Origin of the sequence: Mycobacterium hainanense, from assembly GCF_041890355.1 — a bacterium.
GTDB classification, from domain to species: Bacteria; Actinomycetota; Actinomycetes; order Mycobacteriales; family Mycobacteriaceae; genus Mycobacterium; species Mycobacterium hainanense.
Genome location: NZ_CP169059.1, coordinates 1354834 through 1372507 on the forward strand (window position 1 = coordinate 1354834; position 17674 = coordinate 1372507).

Consider the following 17674-nt stretch of genomic DNA (forward strand, 5'->3'; position numbering starts at 1 on the left):
CAGGTGAACTCGCTGGTCTGTGTTTGCGTGGCAGTAGTTGGCAGTGCCACGAGTCGATATAGCAGTGGGCCGGCGGCACGCTGATGTTCGACCCCAATCGCCATCGCGAGGAGTAATCACATGATGTATGCATCTGGCGCACCCGGTCTGGCAACCCGACCCCTGTACGACGCGACTGATTCGCTGCTGCGTTTCGCGATGCGCGCCGACGCCACCCTGACGGGACTGTGTGGTTTGGCCATCGCCTTTCTCGCCGATCCGCTTGCATCGCTGACGGGGCTGACGTCGTTGCAGGAATACAGCCTTGGCGCCCTCTTCGTGCTCAGCGGCCTGGCCGTTTTCCTCGTTGCGGCGGCGCCGAACCTGCGCCGCGTCGGCATCGGTGTCATCGTGGCCAACATCGTGTTCACGCTGGCGGCGATCGTGGCCGCGGGCGTGCTGTCGCTGTCGGCGACCGGGATTGCCGCGACGCTGGCCATCGGCCTGTACACCGCGGCGTTCGCCGGGCTGCAGTACCTGGGGGTGCGCCGGCTCGAGACGGCGTGACCGCTAGAGCTTGCGCAGCCGGAGCCGGTTGATCGAATGGTCGGCGTCCTTGCGCAGCACCAGGGTGGCCCGGGGCCGCGTGGGCAGGATGTTCTCGACCAGGTTTGGCCGGTTGATGGATCGCCAGATTTCGCGCGCCGCGACGACGGCCTTGGTGTCGTTGAGGGCGGAGTAGTGGTGGAAGTGCGATTCCGGGTCCGCGAAGGCCGTGCTGCGCAACGACAGAAACCGCGATACGTACCACTGCTCGATGTCCTCGATGCGGGCGTCCACGTACAGCGAGAAGTCGAACAGGTCCGACACCATCAGGGTCGGCCCGGTCTGCAGCACGTTGAGGCCCTCCAGGATCAAGATGTCGGGATGGCGGACCACGTGCTTGGCCCCGGGAATGATGTCGTATTTCAGGTGCGAGTAGACCGGCGCGCACGCGTAGTCGGAGCCGGACTTGACCGACGTCACGAACCGCATCAGCGCCCGGCGGTTGTAGCTTTCCGGAAAACCTTTGCGGTGCATCAGGTTTCGCCGGTCGAGTTCGGCGTTCGGGTACAGGAAGCCGTCGGTGGTCACCAGGTCGACCCTCGGGTGGTGATCCCAGCGGGCCAGCAGGGCCTGCAGCACGCGGGCGGTGGTGGATTTTCCTACCGCGACGCTGCCGGCCACGCCGATCACAAACGGCACCGGCCGGCCCGGATTCTGCTGCGGCTCGCCGAGGAACTCCGCGGTGGCGGCGAACAACCGCTGGCGGGCGGCGACCTGAAGGTGGATGAGCCGGGCCAGCGGCAGGTAGACCTCTTCCACTTCGAGGAGGTCAAGCTGCTCGCCGAGGCCGCGCAGGCCCACCAGTTCCTCTTCGGTCAGGGCCAGCGGCGTCGACATGCGAAGCGCGCGCCATTGCTTTCGGTCGAACTCCACATAGGGGCTCGGCTCGCTAAGCCGCGGCATGGTGCAAGTGTTGCAGGGGCGGACGCGCGCCCGACGGCTGGGCTGGCTAAACCGTCGCTGGATAGACTGGCCCCGTGACTGCTGCACCCGACGCCCGTCCCGCTCGCTCCGGCACAGCCTCCCTCATGTCCTCCCCGCTCGCCGAGGTCGACCCCGATATCGCCGAGCTGCTCGGCAAGGAACTGGGCCGCCAGCGCGACACGCTGGAGATGATCGCCTCGGAGAACTTCGTGCCGCGCTCGGTGCTGCAGGCCCAGGGCAGCGTGCTCACGAACAAATACGCCGAGGGTCTCCCCGGCCGGCGGTACTACGGCGGCTGCGAGTACGTGGACGTCGTGGAGAACATCGCCCGCGACCGGGCCAAGGCGCTCTTCGGTGCCGACTTCGCCAACGTGCAGCCGCATTCGGGCGCGCAGGCCAACGCGGCCGTCCTGCACGCGTTGATGACGCCGGGGGAGCGCCTGCTGGGCCTCGACCTGGCCAACGGCGGCCATTTGACGCACGGAATGAAGCTGAACTTCTCCGGCAAGCTCTACGAAACCGGTTTCTACGGCGTGGATCCCACGACGCATCTGGTCGACATGGACGCGGTGCGGGCCAAGGCCCTCGAGTTCCGCCCCAAGGTCATCATCGCGGGATGGTCGGCCTACCCGCGGATCCTCGACTTTGCGGCGTTCCGCTCGATCGCCGACGAGGTCGACGCGAAGCTCTGGGTGGACATGGCACACTTCGCGGGGCTGGTCGCCGTCGGACTGCACCCCTCGCCGGTGCCGCACGCCGACGTGGTGTCCACGACGGTGCACAAGACGCTGGGCGGCCCGCGTTCCGGCCTGATCCTGGGCAAGCAGGAGTACGCCAAGTCCATCAACTCCGCGGTGTTCCCCGGCCAGCAGGGCGGACCGCTGATGCACGTCATCGCGGGCAAGGCCGTCGCGCTCAAGATCGCCGGCACCCCCGAGTTCGCCGACCGCCAGCAGCGCACCCTGTCCGGCGCCCGCATCATCGCCGACCGGCTGACCGCGCCCGACGTCGCCAAGGCCGGCGTGTCGGTGGTCAGCGGCGGCACCGACGTCCACCTGGTGCTGGTCGACCTGCGCAACTCCCCGCTCGATGGCAAGGCCGCCGAGGACCTGCTGCACGAAATCGGCATCACGGTCAACCGCAACGCGGTCCCCAACGACCCGCGCCCGCCGATGGTGACCTCGGGCCTGCGGGTGGGGACGCCCGCGCTGGCGACCCGGGGTTTCGGGGATGCGGAGTTCACCGAGGTCGCCGACGTCATCGCCACCGCACTGGCGGCCGGCACCGCGGCCGACCTGTCCGCCCTGCGGCAGCGGGTGACCCGGCTCGCCCGTGACTTCCCGCTGTACGACGGCCTCGAGGAGTGGACGCTGGTCGACCGCTGACGCGGAGCAGGGACCAAAGTCACCAGTTGTCGCGACACGGGCCGGGCGATTTCACGAACCTGTGTATGGGAGTTACAGTAACCGCATGGCACAGAAACCTGTAGCTAACGCGCTGACCCTGGAACTGGAGCCGGTGTGCGAGGCCAACATGGACCGCCACCTCAACACCGAGGAACTCTGGTTTGCCCACGACTACGTGCCGTTCGACCGGGGCGAGAATTTCGCCTTCCTCGGTGGACGGGACTGGGAACCGTCCGACGCGACGCTGCCGCGCGAGTACACCGATGCCTGCGAGATCCTGCTGCTGCTCAAGGACAACCTGGCGGGGCATCACCGCGAACTCGTCGAGCACTTCATCCTCGAAGACTGGTGGGGCCGCTGGCTGGGCCGGTGGACCGCGGAGGAGCACCTGCACGCCATCGCGCTGCGCGAATACCTGGTGGTCACCCGCGAGGTCGACCCGACCGCCAACGAGGAGGCCCGGGTCGCCTACGTCATGAAGGGCTACCGCGCGGACACCTACACGCAGGTGGAAACCTTGGTGTACATGGCCTTCTCCGAGCGCACCTACGCCGTCTTCTGCGAGAACCTGGCCGCGAAGCTCGAGGAGCCCATCCTGGCCGGGCTCATCGACCGCATCGCGCGAGACGAGCGGCGGCACGAGCTGTTCTTCTCCAACCTGGTCGAGCACTGCCTGCAATACACCCGCGACGAGACGATCGCCGCCATCGCGGCACGCGCCGCCGACCTGCAGGTGCCCGGCGCGGACATCGACTCCTACCAGGACAAGCTGCGCAACGTCGCCGATGCGGGCATCTTCGACCAACAGCAGCTACGGCAGGCGATCTCGGATCGCATTACCGAGTGGGGTGTGGCCGACGAGCCCGCCCTCAAGCAGTTCGTCATCGGCTAGCCGATTCTCGCGCGTGAGCGCGTAGACGTCGGCGCGCCTGCGCTGCTGCGAAGCGGCGACGAGAGTAGCGTCGTTCTCGATGGTCAGCGTCATGCTCAGCTGCCAGGGCGGCACCTCCCGTCATCACAACGGAAGGACCGGCCCCGGTCCTGGTGTCGCAGTTCCCGCCGACATGCCTGTGCGGGTCCGCGCGGGCTTACCCCGCTCGAGGAGCGCTACGTGACCGAAATCCGGACCTACGTGATCGACACTTCCGTGCTGCTGTCCGACCCGTGGGCATGTAGCCGGTTCGCCGAGCACGAGGTGGTGGTCCCGCTGGTGGTGATCAGCGAACTGGAGGCCAAACGGCATCACCACGAGTTGGGGTGGTTTGCCCGTCAGGCGTTGCGGCTATTCGATGATCTCCGGCTGGTGCACGGACGCCTCGATCAGCCCATTCCTGTTGGGGCGCAGGGCGGTACGCTTCACGTTGAGCTCAACCACACCGATCCGGCGGTGCTGCCCGCGGGTTTCCGCAGCGACAACAACGACTGCCGGATTTTGAGTTGCGCCGCAAACCTCGCTGCCGAGGGCAAGCGAGTCACGTTGGTGAGCAAGGACATTCCGCTTCGCGTCAAGGCCGCCGCGGTCGGCTTGGCCGCCGACGAGTATCACGCTCAGGATGTGGTGGCCTCGGGGTGGTCGGGCATGCGCGAGATCGAGACCGCCACCGAGGACATCGACGCGCTGTTCGCCGAGGGTGAGATAGACCTGGCCGAGGCGCGGGATCTCCCCTGCCACACCGGTATCCGGCTGCTCGGCGGAAGCTCGCACGCGCTGGGCCGGGTCAACGCGGACAAGCGTGTCCAGCTGGTGCGCGGCGACCGCGAGGCGTTCGGCCTGCGCGGCCGGTCGGCCGAGCAGCGAGTGGCGCTCGACCTGCTGCTCGACGAGTCCGTGGGCATCGTGTCGCTGGGCGGCAAGGCGGGCACAGGCAAGTCGGCGCTGGCGCTGTGCGCCGGTCTGGAGGCGGTGCTGGAACGGCGGACCCAGCGCAAGGTGGTGGTCTTCCGCCCGCTCTACGCCGTCGGCGGCCAGGAGCTGGGCTACCTGCCCGGCAGCGAGAGCGAGAAGATGGGGCCCTGGGCGCAGGCGGTCTTCGACACGCTCGAAGGGCTGGCCAGCCCCGCCGTGCTGGAGGAAGTGCTCTCCCGCGGCATGCTCGAGGTGCTGCCGCTGACCCACATCCGGGGCCGCTCACTGCACGACTCGTTCGTGATCGTCGACGAGGCGCAGTCGCTGGAGCGCAACGTCCTGCTGACGGTGCTGTCCAGGCTGGGTGCCGGGTCGCGGGTGGTGCTGACCCACGACATCGCCCAGCGCGACAACCTGCGGGTCGGCCGGCACGACGGCGTCGCCGCGGTGATCGAGAAGCTCAAGGGTCACCCGCTGTTCGCCCACATCACGCTGTTGCGCAGCGAGCGGTCGCCGATCGCCGCGCTGGTCACCGAGATGCTCGAGGAGATCGCCGGCCCGCAGTGACGGCGCCCAAGGTCGACTCACCCTGAAGGCCGCACCCACGGTTGACGCCCCGATCGCGCATCCATCGGCAGGTAAACTTCGACGGTGCCGAAACGACCCGACAACCAGGCCTGGCGCTATGGGCGCATGGTGGTCGGTGTCCTCGCGGCCGTCGCGGTGCTGGTCATCGGCGGGCTCACCGGCCATGTGACCCGCGCCGACAACCTGAGCTGCTCGGTGGTCAAGTGCGTCGCGCTGACGTTTGACGACGGGCCCGGGCCGTTCGACGAGCGACTGCTGCAGGTCCTGAAGGACAACGACGCGAAAGCGACGTTCTTCCTGATCGGCAACAAGGTCGCCGCCAACCCGGCGGGCGCCAAGCGGATCGCCGATGCGGGCATGGAGATCGGCAGCCACACATGGGAGCACCCCAACATGGCGACCATCCCACCGGAAGACATCGCCCCCCAATTCGCCAAGGCCAACGACGCGATCACCGCCGCGACGGGGCGGACGCCGACGTTGTATCGCCCCGCGGGCGGGTTGTCCACCGACGCCGTCCGGCAGACCGCGGCGAAGTTCGGTCTCGCCGAAATCCTCTGGGATGTCATCCCTTTCGATTGGGCCAACGATTCGAACACGGCCGCGACGCGCTACATGCTGATGACGTACATCAAGCCGGGTTCGGTGGTGTTGTTCCACAACACCTACTCGAGCACCGTCGATTTGGTCTATCAGTTCCTCCCTGTGCTCAAGGCCAACGGCTACCGGATGGTGACGGTCAGCGAACTGCTCGGTCCGCGGGCGCCCGGTAGCAGCTACGGCAGCCGCGAGAACGGGCCACCCGTCAACCAACTGCACGACATCCCGGCGAGCGACATCCCCACCCTGCCGAACACGCCGTCGCCGAAGCCGATGCCCAACTTCCCGATCACCGACATCCCGGGCCAGAACTCGGGCGGCCCGAACAACGGTGCCTAGGCCACACTCGGGGGCGCGCGCGGCCACCTGGCTCCGTACCAGTCGGCGTCCCAGGGCGGCGGCGACAGGGCAGCGAGAGTCCTTCCGCCGCTTGGCAATTGAATACGGCAGTTACCTCGCCCTGTCCTACGTCCTGGCCGTCGTCGAGGCGGCCGCCATCTTGATCCCGCTGCGGGGCCACACGTCCGTCGGCGCCAACTCCGACTTCGCGCAAACCAACACGGCGGCCGTCGTGGGGCTCGTCCTGTCGGGCATCGTCGGCGTCGCGGTGGCCGGGATGCTGAGCGTGGCCCCGACGCTGCGCTGGTATGTCGCCGGCGCCGAACCCGACCAGGCGCAGCGGGACGCCGCGATGAAGCTGCCGGGGCGGCAGTCGGCGATCCTGTTCGGGGCCTGGGCCGTGAGCGGCGGCATCTTCATGTTGCGGAACCTGGGCGGCGGCGCGCAGCTGCTGTTGCCCATTGCGCTGGGCGTCCTGCTGGGCGGGCCGGCGGCCGCCGGCACGGCGATGCTGTTGGCGCAGCGTGTCCTGCGGCCGATCATGCGCGCGGCCACGCTGGGCTGCGAGCCGCGGATGGCCGTGCCGGGCGTGTACGCCCGGCTGGTCCTGCTGTGGTTTCTGTGCAGCGCCTTCCCCATCGGGGTGATCGCGACGCTGGTCGTCCTGCGCTCCTACGGCTGGCTGATCGAGAAGTCGACATCGCTGGATGTCCCTATCCTGGTGGTCTCGCTGGCGGCGCTGGTGCTGGGGCTGCCGACCATGATCTTGACCTCCCGATCCATCTCGGATCCGCTCGGCGAGGTCGTCGACGCGATGGCGGAGGTCGAGCACGGCCGCATCGGAACCTACGTCGGGGCCTACGAACGCTCCCAGATCGGGCGGCTGCAAACGGGTTTCAATCGCATGGTGGCCGGGCTGGCCGAGCGCGACCGGCTGCGCGACCTGTTCGGGCGCCACGTCGGGGCGGACGTCGCCCAGCGTGCCATCACCGAGGGCGCCTCGCTGTCGGGAGACGTGGTCGAGGCGGCGGTCCTCTACATCGACCTGGTGGGTTCCACGCAGCTGGCGGAAAGCCGTCCGCCCCAAGAGGTTGCCGAGATCCTCAACGACTTCTTCCGCATCGTCGTGAACGCCGTCGACGAACACCAAGGGCTGATCAACAAGTTCGTCGGCGACGCCGCGCTGGCCGTCTTCGGAGTGCCGTTGCCCATCAGCGAGCCCGCCTCGGCCGCCCTGGCGACCGCCCGCGCCCTGGGCGCCCAATTGCGGCGCCTGCCGGTCGATTTCGGCATCGGCGTCTCGGCGGGCCGAGTCTTCGCCGGCAACATCGGCGCCGAGAACCGCTACGAGTACACGGTGATCGGCGACGCGGTCAACGAGGCCGCGCGGTTGGCCGATCTCGCCAAGACCGCCGACCGACGGATCCTGTGCGCGGCAGGTGCGATCGAGCGGGCCGGGGAAGCCGAGCAGACGCATTGGGCCGAGTGCTATTCCACGGTCCTGCGGGGACGCTCGGAAGCCACCCAGGTCTCGGCGCCGGCGTCGAGCTAGCGCCCGGGAAGCCGCGTCAGGACTTGTTGACCTTGAGCGCGTCGATGATCTTGCCGATGATGGCCGCCGACGCGGCGTCACCGATCGGGGTGCTGCCGACGAAGGCGGTGACGGGCTTGGTGTCGACGGTGATCACGGTGACGGAGTCGCCCTTGACGTTGCGGCTGGTGTCGGCGATCGTGATGTCGGCGTCGACCCGAGCGGCCTTGGTTCCGTCGACGGTGATCGACGAGGACTTCGCCGGGCCGAGCGTCGGCTGCGCGTTCGCGTAGCCGGGCCCGTTGGCGAGGCACTGCAACAGCTTCGACGCCTGCGCGGTGACGTCCATGCTGGAGACGAAGTTGGTGACGCCAACCTCGGCCGTCATCATCCACTGGCTGGCCCCGGGCACTTCCTGGGCGACGCCGACGGCGCCGATCAGGTTCGGGTTCTGGTCGTCGGAGAACACCGTCCAGTTGGGCGGCACCGAGCTGGCCGGGAACGAGAGCTTGCCGGCGGCGATCGAGTCCGTCCGCGGCATCTCACCGCCGGACACGTTCGGGGTGCAGTCGGTGGCGGTCTGCTGACCCCTCGGTGCGCTGCTGGTGCTGCTCGACGTCGACGGGGCGGCGGTCTGGGACTTGCCGTGGCCGCCACCCCGCATCACGATCAGCGTCGCCACCAGTGCGATGACGGCCAGGATGACGAGGCCACCGATGATCAGCCAGGGCAGCTTGGAGCCGGGCCCGCGCGGCGGGGGCCCAGGTGGATAAGGTCCGGGCGGGAACGGCTGTCCCGGTGGCGGATACCCCTGAGGCGGGTAGGGGTAGGGGCCGGTCGGCGGATACGGTTGCGGGCCGCCCTGCGGCGGGCCACCCTGCGGCGGGCCGCCCCAATAGGGTTGTTGCCCGTAGGGGTTTCCGTAGGGCCCCTGGCCGTAGGGACCGCCCGGGGGAGTCGTCATCGCTGCAACACCCGCCTACTTCGCCGGCTTGACCTTGGCCATCGCCAAGACGTCGAGGCGGCGGTCCAGTTCTTCTTCCGAGAGCTTCTCCCCGATCAGGCCTCGGTCGATCACGGTCTGGCGGATCGTCTTGCGCTCCTTGAGGGCCTGCTTGGCCACCGCGGCGGCCTCCTCGTAGCCGATCGCCGAGTTCAGCGGCGTCACGATCGACGGCGACGACTCGGCCAGCTCCCGCAGGTGGTCGACGTTTGCCTTGAGCCCGACGATGCAGCGCTCCGCGAACAGCCTCGACACGTTCGTCAGCAGCTTGAACGACTCCAGGATGTTGCGGGCCATCATCGGGATGTAGACGTTGAGCTCGAAGGCGCCCGACAAGCCGCCAACGGCGACGGCCGCGTCGTTGCCGATCACCTGCGCGGCCACCTGCGTAACCGCTTCGGGCAGAACGGGATTCACCTTGCCCGGCATGATTGAGCTACCCGGCTGCAGGTCCGGCAGCTGGATCTCGGCCAGGCCGGTCAGCGGGCCTGAGCCCATCCAGCGGATGTCGTTGGCGATCTTGGTGAGCGACACCGCGATGGTGCGTAGCGCGCCGGACGCTTCCACCAGGCCGTCGCGCGCCGCTTGCGCTTCGAAAGAGTTGGTGGCCGTGCGCAACTCGTTGAGGCCGGTGGAGGCGATCAACGTCTCGACCACCTTGGCGCCGAAGCCGTCGGGCGCGTTGAGGCCGGTGCCCACCGCGGTGCCGCCGATCGCCAGCTCGCCCAGCCGCGGCAGCGTGGCGCGCACCCGCTCGATGCCGGCCTTGATCTGGCGGGCGTACCCACTGAATTCCTGGCCGAGCGTCACCGGGACGGCGTCCATCAGGTGCGTGCGGCCGGACTTGACCACCGTCTGCCACTCGCGGGCCTTGCTCGCCAGCGCTTCGTGCAGCACCTCGAGCGCCGGGATCAGATGGCGCACCGCGGCCTCGGTCGCCGCGATGTGGGTGGCGGTCGGGAAGGTGTCGTTGGACGACTGCGACATGTTCACGTCGTCGTTGGGGTGCACCGTGACACCGTGGGCAGCCGCGATGCTCGCGATCACCTCGTTGGTGTTCATGTTGGAGCTGGTGCCCGAACCGGTCTGGAAGACGTCGATGGGGAACTGGTCGTCGTGTTGGCCGTCGGCGATCTCGGCCGCCGCGGCGATGATCGCGTCGGCCTTCTCCGGTGCCAGCAGCCCGAGGTCCTTATTGACCTGCGCGCAGGCCCCCTTCAGCAGGCCCAGCGCGCGGATCTGGGTGCGCTCGAGGCCCCGGCCCGAGATGGGGAAGTTCTCCACCGCGCGCTGGGTCTGCGCGCGCCACAACGCCTTTGCGGGCACCCGGACCTCGCCCATGGTGTCGTGCTCGATGCGGTATTCGGTGTCGGTGGCGCTGTCGGCCATAGGTAGCAGTCCTCGCTGGTGTCGGTTCAGGGCAGGGGGTAGGCGGCGGTGCTGTCGCCGGTGAAGTCGATGGCGGAGTACTCGTTGAGCTTCGAGAGCCGGTGGTAGGCCTCGATCATCCGCACGGTGCCCGACTTCGAGCGCATCACGATCGACTGGGTGGTGCAGCCGCCGGGGTAGTACTGCACGCCCTTGAGCAGGTCGCCGCTGGTGACCCCGGTGGCGCAGAAGAACACGTTCTCGCCGGACACCAGGTCCTCGGTGGTCAGCACCTGGTCCAGGTCGTAGCCGGCGTCGATGGCCTTCTGGCGTTCGTCGTCGTCCTTCGGGGCGAGCTGCGCCTGGATGGCGCCGCCCATGCAGCGGATCGCGGCCGCGGCGATGATGCCCTCCGGGGTGCCGCCGATCCCGGCCAGCATGTCGGTGCCCGACAGGTACCGGCAGGCCGAGATGGCGCCGGCGACGTCGCCGTCGGTGATCAACCGAATGCGGGCCCCGGTGGCGCGGACGTCCTCGATCAGCTTGGCGTGCCGGGGCCGGTCCAGGATGCACACGGTCATGTCGCGCACCGACAGCGCCTTGACCTTGGCGACGGCCTTGATGTTCTCGGCGATGGGCGCGGTGATGTCGAGCACATCGGCGGCCTCGGGCCCCACGGCGATCTTGTTCATGTAGAACACCGCCGACGGGTCGAACATCGCGCCGCGGTCGGCCACCGCCAGCACGGAGATGGCGTTGGGCATGCCCTTGCTCATCAGCGTGGTGCCGTCGATCGGGTCGACGGCGAAGTCGCACTCGGGGCCGTCGCCGTTGCCGACCTCCTCGCCGTTGTAGAGCATCGGCGCGTGGTCCTTCTCGCCCTCGCCGATGACGACGACGCCGCGCATCGACACCGTGTTGACCAGCTCACGCATCGCGTCGACGGCCGCACCGTCGCCACCCTCTTTGTCGCCGCGGCCCACCCAGCGGCCCGCAGCCATGGCCCCGGCCTCGGTGACGCGCACCAGTTCCAAAGCCAGGTTGCGGTCCGGGGCTTCACGACGTGGCCGCCCGGCCGGGCGGTCGCCCTCAACTGTCATGGTTGGTGATTGTCCCAGAAGCGGATCAGTCTGCCGGAACTGGGATACTCGGGGGATGACCGAAGAGCCGCCGCTGAATGCCGAGGTAGCCGGCGAGCCGGCCCCGGCGGCCGGACCCGCTGCCAGGCCGGCCAAACCGCGGTTGCTGCAGGACGGCCGCGACATGTTCTGGTCGCTGATGCCGCTGGTGCTCGGCTGCATCTTGCTGGCCGGCCTGGTGGGGATGTGCTCGTTTCAGCCCGGCAGTCACCAGGGCGCAATCCCCTCCTACGACGCGCCGGCCGCCTTGCGGGCTGACGCCTCAACGCTCGGCTTTCCCATCCGATTGCCCCACCTGCCGGCGGGCTGGCAGGCCAACTCCGGCGGCCGCGGCGGAATCCAGGGCGGACGGATCGACCGTTCGACCGGTCAGCGGGTGAACGCGGCCACCTCGATCGTCGGCTACATCAGCCCGACCGGGATGTATCTGAGCCTGACGCAGAGCGACGCCGACGAGGACAAGCTGGTGGGGTCGATCCACCCGACGGCTTATCCGACGGGAACGGTCGACGTCGCCGGCACCACCTGGGTCGTCTACAACGGCGGCGGACAAAGCGGGGCGGACGCCGAGCCGATATGGACCGCCCGGCTCAGTGCTCCGTCCGGGGCCGCCCAAATTGCGATAACGGGCGCCGGTGATGCTGATCAATTCCGTACCCTTGCCTCGGCGACGCAATCCCAGCCGCCGCTACCGACCAGCCGATAGAAGAGGACTCGCTTGAGCGCACCCCGAGCAGATCTGTCCGGGTGGTCGGCGGCGCCGTTCAACGGCGGGGGCTATACGCATGACGTCTATCGGAAGGGCGCCGGGCCGGGGGTGTTGTTGATCCCCGAGATTCCCGGGATCCATCCGTGCGTCCTCGCCTTGGGTAACCACCTGGTGGATAACGGCTTTACCGTCGCCATACCGTCGCTGTTCGGTCAGCCCGGGAAGCCGTCAACGCTGGGCTACGCCCTTGCCACCCTCGCCCGGGCTTGCGTCACAAGGGAATTCGCGGGGTTTGCCACCAACAAGCAGCGCCCGGTTTCGGTGTTCCTGCGCGCGCTGGCCCGTGACCTCGACGCGTCGACGCCGGGCAAGGGCATCGGCGTCATCGGCCAGTGCTTCACCGGAGGTTTCGCCCTGGCCGCCGCGGTCGACCCCAGCGTGCTGGCTCCGGTGATTTCCCAACCGACCATCCCGGTGGCTTTAGGGTCCACGCGACGCCGTAACCCCGGGCTGACCGAGGCGGAATTGACCACCGTGGCCGATCGGTGCGCCAACGACGGGTTATGCGCCATCGGTCTGCGGTTCAGCGAAGACAAGATGTCGCCTGCGGACCGGTTCGTCACGCTCAAGGAGCGGCTCGGCGACGCGTTCGAGGTGATCGAAATCGATTCGAGCCCGGGCAACGAGGGTGGTTTCCGCAAGACGGCCCACTCGGTGCTGACGGACGAGGTCCGCGAAGTGGACGGCCATCCGGCGTATGAGGCCCGCAAGCGGATCGTCGAGTTCCTCACCCAGCGCCTTACTTAGGAAAGCCCCACGCGCATGACTACTACGACCGGTGACCGGGTGGTCGAAACCACCTTCGGGCCCGTTCGCGGGGTCGACGACGGCCGCGTCAGCTCGTGGAAGGGCGTCCGCTACGCCGCCCCACCCGTCGGTGCCCTGCGCTTCCGGGCGCCGCAACCCCCCGAGCGGTGGACCGAGGTCGCCGACGCCAGCCGCTACGGGCCGGCCTGCCCGCAGCCCGTGTTCCCCAACATGCCGCTCGACCTGGGCGCACCGCAGGGCGAAGACTGCCTGCGGCTGAACATCTGGGCGTCGTCTGGCACACAGCCGGGTGACCGAAAGCCCGTGATGGTGTGGCTACACGGCGGCGCCTACGTGCTGGGATCGGGCAGCCAGGTGTTCTACGACGGCCGCCGGTTGGTCGCCGGCGGCGACGTCATCGTGGTGACGCTCAACTATCGGCTGGGGGCGCTCGGCTTCCTGGACCTATCGCTGCTGGATACTGGCCGTCGGCGCTTCGACTCGAATGTCGGGCTGCACGATGTCCTGGCCGCGCTGCGCTGGGTGCGCGACAACATCGCGGCGTTCGGCGGCGACCCGGGCAGGGTTACGATCTTCGGTGAATCCGCCGGCGCGGGCCTCGTCACGACGCTGCTCGCCATCCCGGCAGCCGCGGGCCTGTTCTGTGCCGCGATCGCCCAGAGTTCCCCGGCCACATCGGTTTACGACCGCAAGCGGGCCCGCAGGGTCGCAGCGAGCCTGCTTGACAAGCTCGGCATCGCCGAGTCCGAGGCCCAGCGGTTGGCCGAGGTGCCCGACGCCGCGATCCTGTCCGCCTCCCAACAGGTGTTCGACGAGGTGCCCGTGCGCCACCCGGGCACGCTCGCTTTCGTGCCGATCGTCGACGGTGAGCTGTTACACGACTACCCGGTCAAGGTGGCGCAGGATGGCCGCTCGCACCCCGTCCCGTTGATCATCGGCACCAACAAGCATGAGGCGGCGTTGTTCCGACTGATGAGGTCGCGGCTGATGCCGATCACACCGCACGCGATCACGTCCGTGTTCTCCCAGATCGCCGCCGAGCAGCCCGACCTGCAGTTGCCGACGCCGGAAGAGATCGGCTCGGCGTACTCGCATTCGCGCCTGCGTCGCAGGGCGCTCAGCATGAGCATCGCGACCGACGTCGGGTTCCGGATGCCGTCGGTGTGGTTGGCCGAGGGACACAGTGCGGTGGCGCCGGTGTACCTGTACCGGTTCGACTATGCGACGCCGCTGCTGAAGTTGCTGCTGTTAGGGGCTGCCCATGCCACCGAATTGCCTTACGTGTGGGGCAATCTCGGGGCGCCGAAGGATCCCACGCTGAAACTGGGCGGCAGCAAGACCGCCAAGGCGGTTTCCAAGCGAATGCGGACCCGATGGACGAACTTCGCCGCGTGGTCAACGCCGGCGGGCCCCGCCGGCGAGCCGGACTGGAGGCCGTACCGGCAGAACGACCGCGCCTGCCTCCTCATCAACGCGACCGACACCGTCGCGCAGGACGTCGACGGGAAGATCCGCGCCGCGTGGGGCAGCCAGATGGTGGGTTTCCGGTAGCTGCCGGCCTCACTGCCCCCCGCTGGCCGACGCCTTCGCGGACCCAACCTCCGCTTGGCTTTTCATGCGCTGGAACATGTCGACGTAATACGGGAGGCATTGCGACATCGCTTCTTCGGTGGTGAACGGAGGTTCGTAGCCGAGGTCGCGGCGCGCCTTGGCGATCGAAAAGTAGTTGTCCAGATAAAGCCGCTCGACGGCCAGCGGCTCGAGCAGCGGCGCCGGGATGCCGAAGCGGAAATGCAGCCGCTGCCAACCGGTCATCGCCATGCGGACCATGGGGCCGTTCACCCGCACCCGGGGCCAGTTCACGCCGCAGGCCTCGACCACCGGCCGGGCGAACTCGAACATGTTGATTGGTTCGCCGTCGTTGATGAAGTACGCCTGACCGGGCGCGGTTCCGCCTGGGACCAGGTGCCTGGCGGCCAGGATGAAACCGTGAATCAGGTTGTGCACGTAGGAGTTATCCAGGCGGGCCGATTTGCGGCCGATGAGCACCTTGACGTGGCCGGCGATCACGCTTTCGAATAGTTTGCGGAACATGGTCTGGTCGCCGCGCCCCCAGATCCCGCTGGGCCGAATCGCACACGTCAGCATGCCCCCAATACCGTTCTGCGACAGCATGAATCGCTCGGCTACCACCTTCGTTTCGGTGTAGAGGTCGTTGAATCGGTTGGTGTAGGGGAGCGTCTCGTCGCCACCGGGAATGTTCTGGCCGCCCATCACGACGCTGTTGGACGACGTGTAGACGAATCGCTTCACCCCTGCCGTCTGTCCGGCGTGCACCAGATTCTCGGTGCCGCCGACGTTCACCGCGAAGCTGCGCTGCCGGTAGGCGTCGGTCACCGACGCACCGCCCATCAGCTCGATGATGGCCGCGGTATGAAACACGGTGTCGATGCCGTCCACCGCTTCCGCGCAAACGGCGGTGTCGGTGATGTCGCCCTCGAGCACCTCCAGCTGCGGGTGCTGGGGAAGCGGCGAGGGCGCGCGGTCGAACGAACGCACCCGGCACCCGCGGTCCAGGAGGGTGGTCACCAGGTTGGCGCCGACGAAGCCGGAGCCGCCGGTGACCAGGACGCGGCCGAGTTCGGTGGTCAGTGCTGCGTCAGCCATGGACGAAAGCATAACTGAAACGTGTTTCAATTTCGAAAATGGGCATGGTCGCGGCATTCATAGAGTGGCCGAATTCAGGCGTCGTCCGCTTGGCCGGCGGCCAACGCATCCTCGATGCGCTTGCGGGCACCAGCTAAATGCTCCTCGCACCGTCGAGCCAGCTCTTCACCTCTTTCCCACAGCTTCAGCGACGCGTCGAGATCCAGGCCGCCCTGCTCCAACAGCCGCACCACTTCGATCAGTTCGTCCCGGCACGCCTCGTATCCGAGTTGACTAATAGGTGTAACCGACTGCTTGTCTTCAGCGGCCATCGGTCTGCCCTTCGCTCACCGCGGCGACCGCGCCGTCGGCCACCCGCACCCGCAGCCGGCTGCCCGCCGGCGCGCCGGAGACCGACCGCAGCACCGCCGGCGGCCCTGAGTCGGGCACCGTCTGCACCACCGCGTAGCCGCGGGCCAGCGTGGCGGCGGGGCCCAGCGTCGCCAACCGCGCGCTCAGGTGGCCGACGCGCTCTGTCTCGGCGGCGGCCAGGCGGGTGACGTCGCGGCGGATCGCCGACCGGGCGCGGTGGATCTCGTCGGCGCGCGCGGTCAGTGCCGTCAGCGGCTCGGCGAGCGCCGGCCGGCTGCGGATCTGGGCCAGCGTGCGTTGCTCGCGAGACACCCAGCTGCGCAGCGCCTGCGCGCTGCGCCGGCGCAGTTCGTCGATCAGCCGGAGTTCGGCGGCGGTATCGGGAACCACCTTCTTGGCCGCGTCGGTCGGGGTGGCGGCACGCAGGTCGGCGACCAGGTCGCACAACGGGTTGTCGGGTTCGTGGCCGACGGCGCTGATCACCGGGGTCCGGCACGCCGCGATGGCGCGGCACAGCGTCTCGTCGGAGAACGGCAACAGGTCCTCCACGCTGCCACCGCCGCGGGCCACCACGATGACGTCGACCTCGGCGTGGTTGTCGAGTTCGTGCAGCGCGCCGACGATCTGCGCCACCGCGTTGGGGCCCTGGACCGCGGTGTTGCGCAGCGCGAACCGGACGCCGGGCCAGCGTGCGGTGGCCACCGTCGTCACGTCGCGCTCGGCGGCGCTCGCTCGGCCCGTGATGAGGCCGATCATGTTGGGCAGGAAGGGGATTGGTCGTTTGAGCCGGGGGTCGAAGAGCCCTTCGGCATCCAGCAGCCGACGCAGCCGATCGATGCGTGCCAGCAGTTCACCGACACCGACGGCGCGAATCTCGCTGAGCCGCAATGAAAACGTGCCGCGACCGGTGTAGAACGATGGCTTGCCACACACCACCACCTGCGTGCCCTCGGCCAATTTCACCGGCGCGTTGGCCACCAGGTCGCGCGAACACGTCACGGACAGCGACATGTCGGCGGCCGGGTCACGCAACACCATGAACACCGTCTTGGAGTCGGGCCGCGCGCTGATCTGGGCCAGCTGGCCCTCGACCCATACCGTGCCGAGCCTGTCGATCCAGCCCGCGACGCGAATGGCCACCGCGCGCACCGGAAACGGGTTCTCGGCGGAGTTCGGTTCGGACTGTGCGGCCGGGGTCACTTCGCGTTCGCGCGGGTGATCCTGTTGGCGAGCAGCGTCTGAAAAGGCGCGCGCGCCTTCGTGGCCTGCTCGTAGGCCAGCAGGGCCTCGAGTTCGTCGACGCTCAGCGATTGCAGGCGGGCCCGCAGCTGCGCCAGCGTCAGCGCCGTATAGTCCAGCTCGGCCACCACCGATGGTTGCGGAACCGACGGCGTGTCCGCCGATTTCCTGCCCTGTTTCAACGGGGCGGCATCGGACGCGGCGTCGGCGAGGGAGTACAGCGCGAACCGTCCCTCGGTACGGCGATCGCCGTCGCCGACACCGCCCTGGGCCGGGCCGGGCGCTTCGACTTCACCGGCCAGGTCCTCGTCGAAGGTCGCCCATTCCGGCTGCTCGTCCTTCGGCGGAAAGATGTTCTCCAGGGTGCTGTCGCCCTTGATCGCCAGCTCGGCGAGGTTCTGCTGAAATCGCATCACAAGGTGCGCCGCCTGACTGGCTAACGTCATGGGGTACATCAGGATGGTTTTCGGCAGCTTCATGGTCTCCTCGACGGCGACTGTCGCCGCGCCGACCAGTAGCCGAACTCCATACGGTGCAGTAGCCATGGGTCC

17 protein-coding genes are annotated in these 17674 nt (G+C 68.4%); 9 read left to right on the forward strand and 8 right to left on the reverse strand.

Features of this window, described 5'->3' with window-relative positions:
- Positions 1-120 precede the first annotated feature (120 nt).
- Positions 121-546 (forward strand): hypothetical protein, encoded by a 426-nt coding sequence (locus ACEL92_RS06500; RefSeq protein ID WP_374024810.1) that lies wholly within the window; start codon positions 121-123, stop codon positions 544-546.
- A gap of 3 nt (positions 547-549) precedes the next feature.
- On the opposite strand, the gene coaA is transcribed toward ACEL92_RS06500, so the two are convergent.
- Positions 550-1488, reverse strand: coding sequence for a type I pantothenate kinase (gene coaA / locus ACEL92_RS06505; protein WP_374024811.1), 939 nt, complete (start codon positions 1486-1488; stop codon positions 550-552).
- Between the two features lie 125 nt (positions 1489-1613).
- On the opposite strand from coaA, the gene glyA reads away from it, so the two are divergent.
- The 5 genes from glyA to ACEL92_RS06530 all read left to right on the forward strand — a co-directional run bounded on the left by glyA (position 1614) and on the right by ACEL92_RS06530 (position 7840).
- Complete coding sequence (glyA, locus tag ACEL92_RS06510) at positions 1614-2894, forward strand: serine hydroxymethyltransferase (protein ID WP_374026104.1); 1281 nt, start codon at positions 1614-1616, stop codon at positions 2892-2894.
- A gap of 85 nt (positions 2895-2979) precedes the next feature.
- A complete protein-coding gene (locus ACEL92_RS06515; RefSeq protein WP_374024812.1) occupies positions 2980-3807 on the forward strand; it encodes an acyl-ACP desaturase in 828 nt (275 codons plus the stop codon).
- A 219-nt stretch (positions 3808-4026) separates the two neighbouring features.
- Positions 4027-5328 (forward strand): PhoH family protein, encoded by a 1302-nt coding sequence (locus ACEL92_RS06520; RefSeq protein WP_055404939.1) that lies wholly within the window; start codon positions 4027-4029, stop codon positions 5326-5328.
- A gap of 84 nt (positions 5329-5412) precedes the next feature.
- Complete coding sequence (locus tag ACEL92_RS06525) at positions 5413-6288, forward strand: polysaccharide deacetylase family protein (RefSeq protein ID WP_374024813.1); 876 nt, start codon at positions 5413-5415, stop codon at positions 6286-6288.
- Between the two features lie 91 nt (positions 6289-6379).
- Positions 6380-7840, forward strand: a complete 1461-nt coding sequence (locus ACEL92_RS06530; protein ID WP_374024814.1) for an adenylate/guanylate cyclase domain-containing protein — start codon at positions 6380-6382, stop codon at positions 7838-7840.
- Positions 7841-7856: 16 nt separating this feature from the next.
- On the opposite strand, the gene ACEL92_RS06535 is transcribed toward ACEL92_RS06530, so the two are convergent.
- From ACEL92_RS06535 to glpX, 3 genes are read right to left on the reverse strand one after another with little or no spacing between them, the layout of a single operon-like run.
- Complete coding sequence (locus tag ACEL92_RS06535; RefSeq protein WP_374024815.1) at positions 7857-8783, reverse strand: hypothetical protein; 927 nt, start codon at positions 8781-8783, stop codon at positions 7857-7859.
- Between the two features lie 15 nt (positions 8784-8798).
- The gene (locus ACEL92_RS06540) at positions 8799-10211 is read right to left on the reverse strand and encodes a class II fumarate hydratase (protein WP_374024816.1); all 1413 of its coding nucleotides are present in this window, start codon (positions 10209-10211) and stop codon (positions 8799-8801) included.
- A 26-nt stretch (positions 10212-10237) separates the two neighbouring features.
- Positions 10238-11290, reverse strand: coding sequence for a class II fructose-bisphosphatase (glpX, locus tag ACEL92_RS06545; RefSeq protein ID WP_374024817.1), 1053 nt, complete (start codon positions 11288-11290; stop codon positions 10238-10240).
- A 55-nt stretch (positions 11291-11345) separates the two neighbouring features.
- Between glpX and ACEL92_RS06550 the strand changes: the two genes are divergently transcribed.
- From ACEL92_RS06550 to ACEL92_RS06560, 3 genes are read left to right on the forward strand one after another with little or no spacing between them, the layout of a single operon-like run.
- Positions 11346-12035: a DUF4245 domain-containing protein gene (locus tag ACEL92_RS06550; protein ID WP_374024818.1), complete on the forward strand. Its 690-nt coding sequence runs from the start codon at positions 11346-11348 to the stop codon at positions 12033-12035.
- Between the two features lie 12 nt (positions 12036-12047).
- Positions 12048-12845, forward strand: a complete 798-nt coding sequence (locus tag ACEL92_RS06555) for a dienelactone hydrolase family protein (RefSeq protein WP_374024819.1) — start codon at positions 12048-12050, stop codon at positions 12843-12845.
- Between the two features lie 15 nt (positions 12846-12860).
- Positions 12861-14417, forward strand: coding sequence for a carboxylesterase/lipase family protein (locus ACEL92_RS06560; protein ID WP_374024820.1), 1557 nt, complete (start codon positions 12861-12863; stop codon positions 14415-14417).
- Between the two features lie 9 nt (positions 14418-14426).
- On the opposite strand, the gene ACEL92_RS06565 is transcribed toward ACEL92_RS06560, so the two are convergent.
- The 4 genes from ACEL92_RS06565 to ACEL92_RS06580 form a co-directional block, all read right to left on the reverse strand.
- Entirely contained in the window at positions 14427-15545 is a 1119-nt protein-coding gene (locus ACEL92_RS06565) for an NAD-dependent epimerase/dehydratase family protein (protein WP_374024821.1), read from the reverse strand.
- Between the two features lie 62 nt (positions 15546-15607).
- Positions 15608-15844 carry an exodeoxyribonuclease VII small subunit gene (locus ACEL92_RS06570; RefSeq protein ID WP_374024822.1) on the reverse strand — a complete coding sequence of 79 codons (237 nt, stop codon included), beginning with the start codon at positions 15842-15844 and terminating at the stop codon, positions 15608-15610.
- The gene (gene xseA, locus ACEL92_RS06575) at positions 15834-17084 is read right to left on the reverse strand and encodes an exodeoxyribonuclease VII large subunit (RefSeq protein WP_374024823.1); all 1251 of its coding nucleotides are present in this window, start codon (positions 17082-17084) and stop codon (positions 15834-15836) included. The genes ACEL92_RS06570 and xseA overlap by 11 nt, the downstream gene beginning before the upstream one ends.
- Positions 17081-17668 (reverse strand): lipid droplet-associated protein, encoded by a 588-nt coding sequence (locus ACEL92_RS06580; protein WP_374024824.1) that lies wholly within the window; start codon positions 17666-17668, stop codon positions 17081-17083. Before ACEL92_RS06580 ends, xseA begins: the two co-directional genes overlap by 4 nt.
- Positions 17669-17674 lie beyond the last annotated feature (6 nt).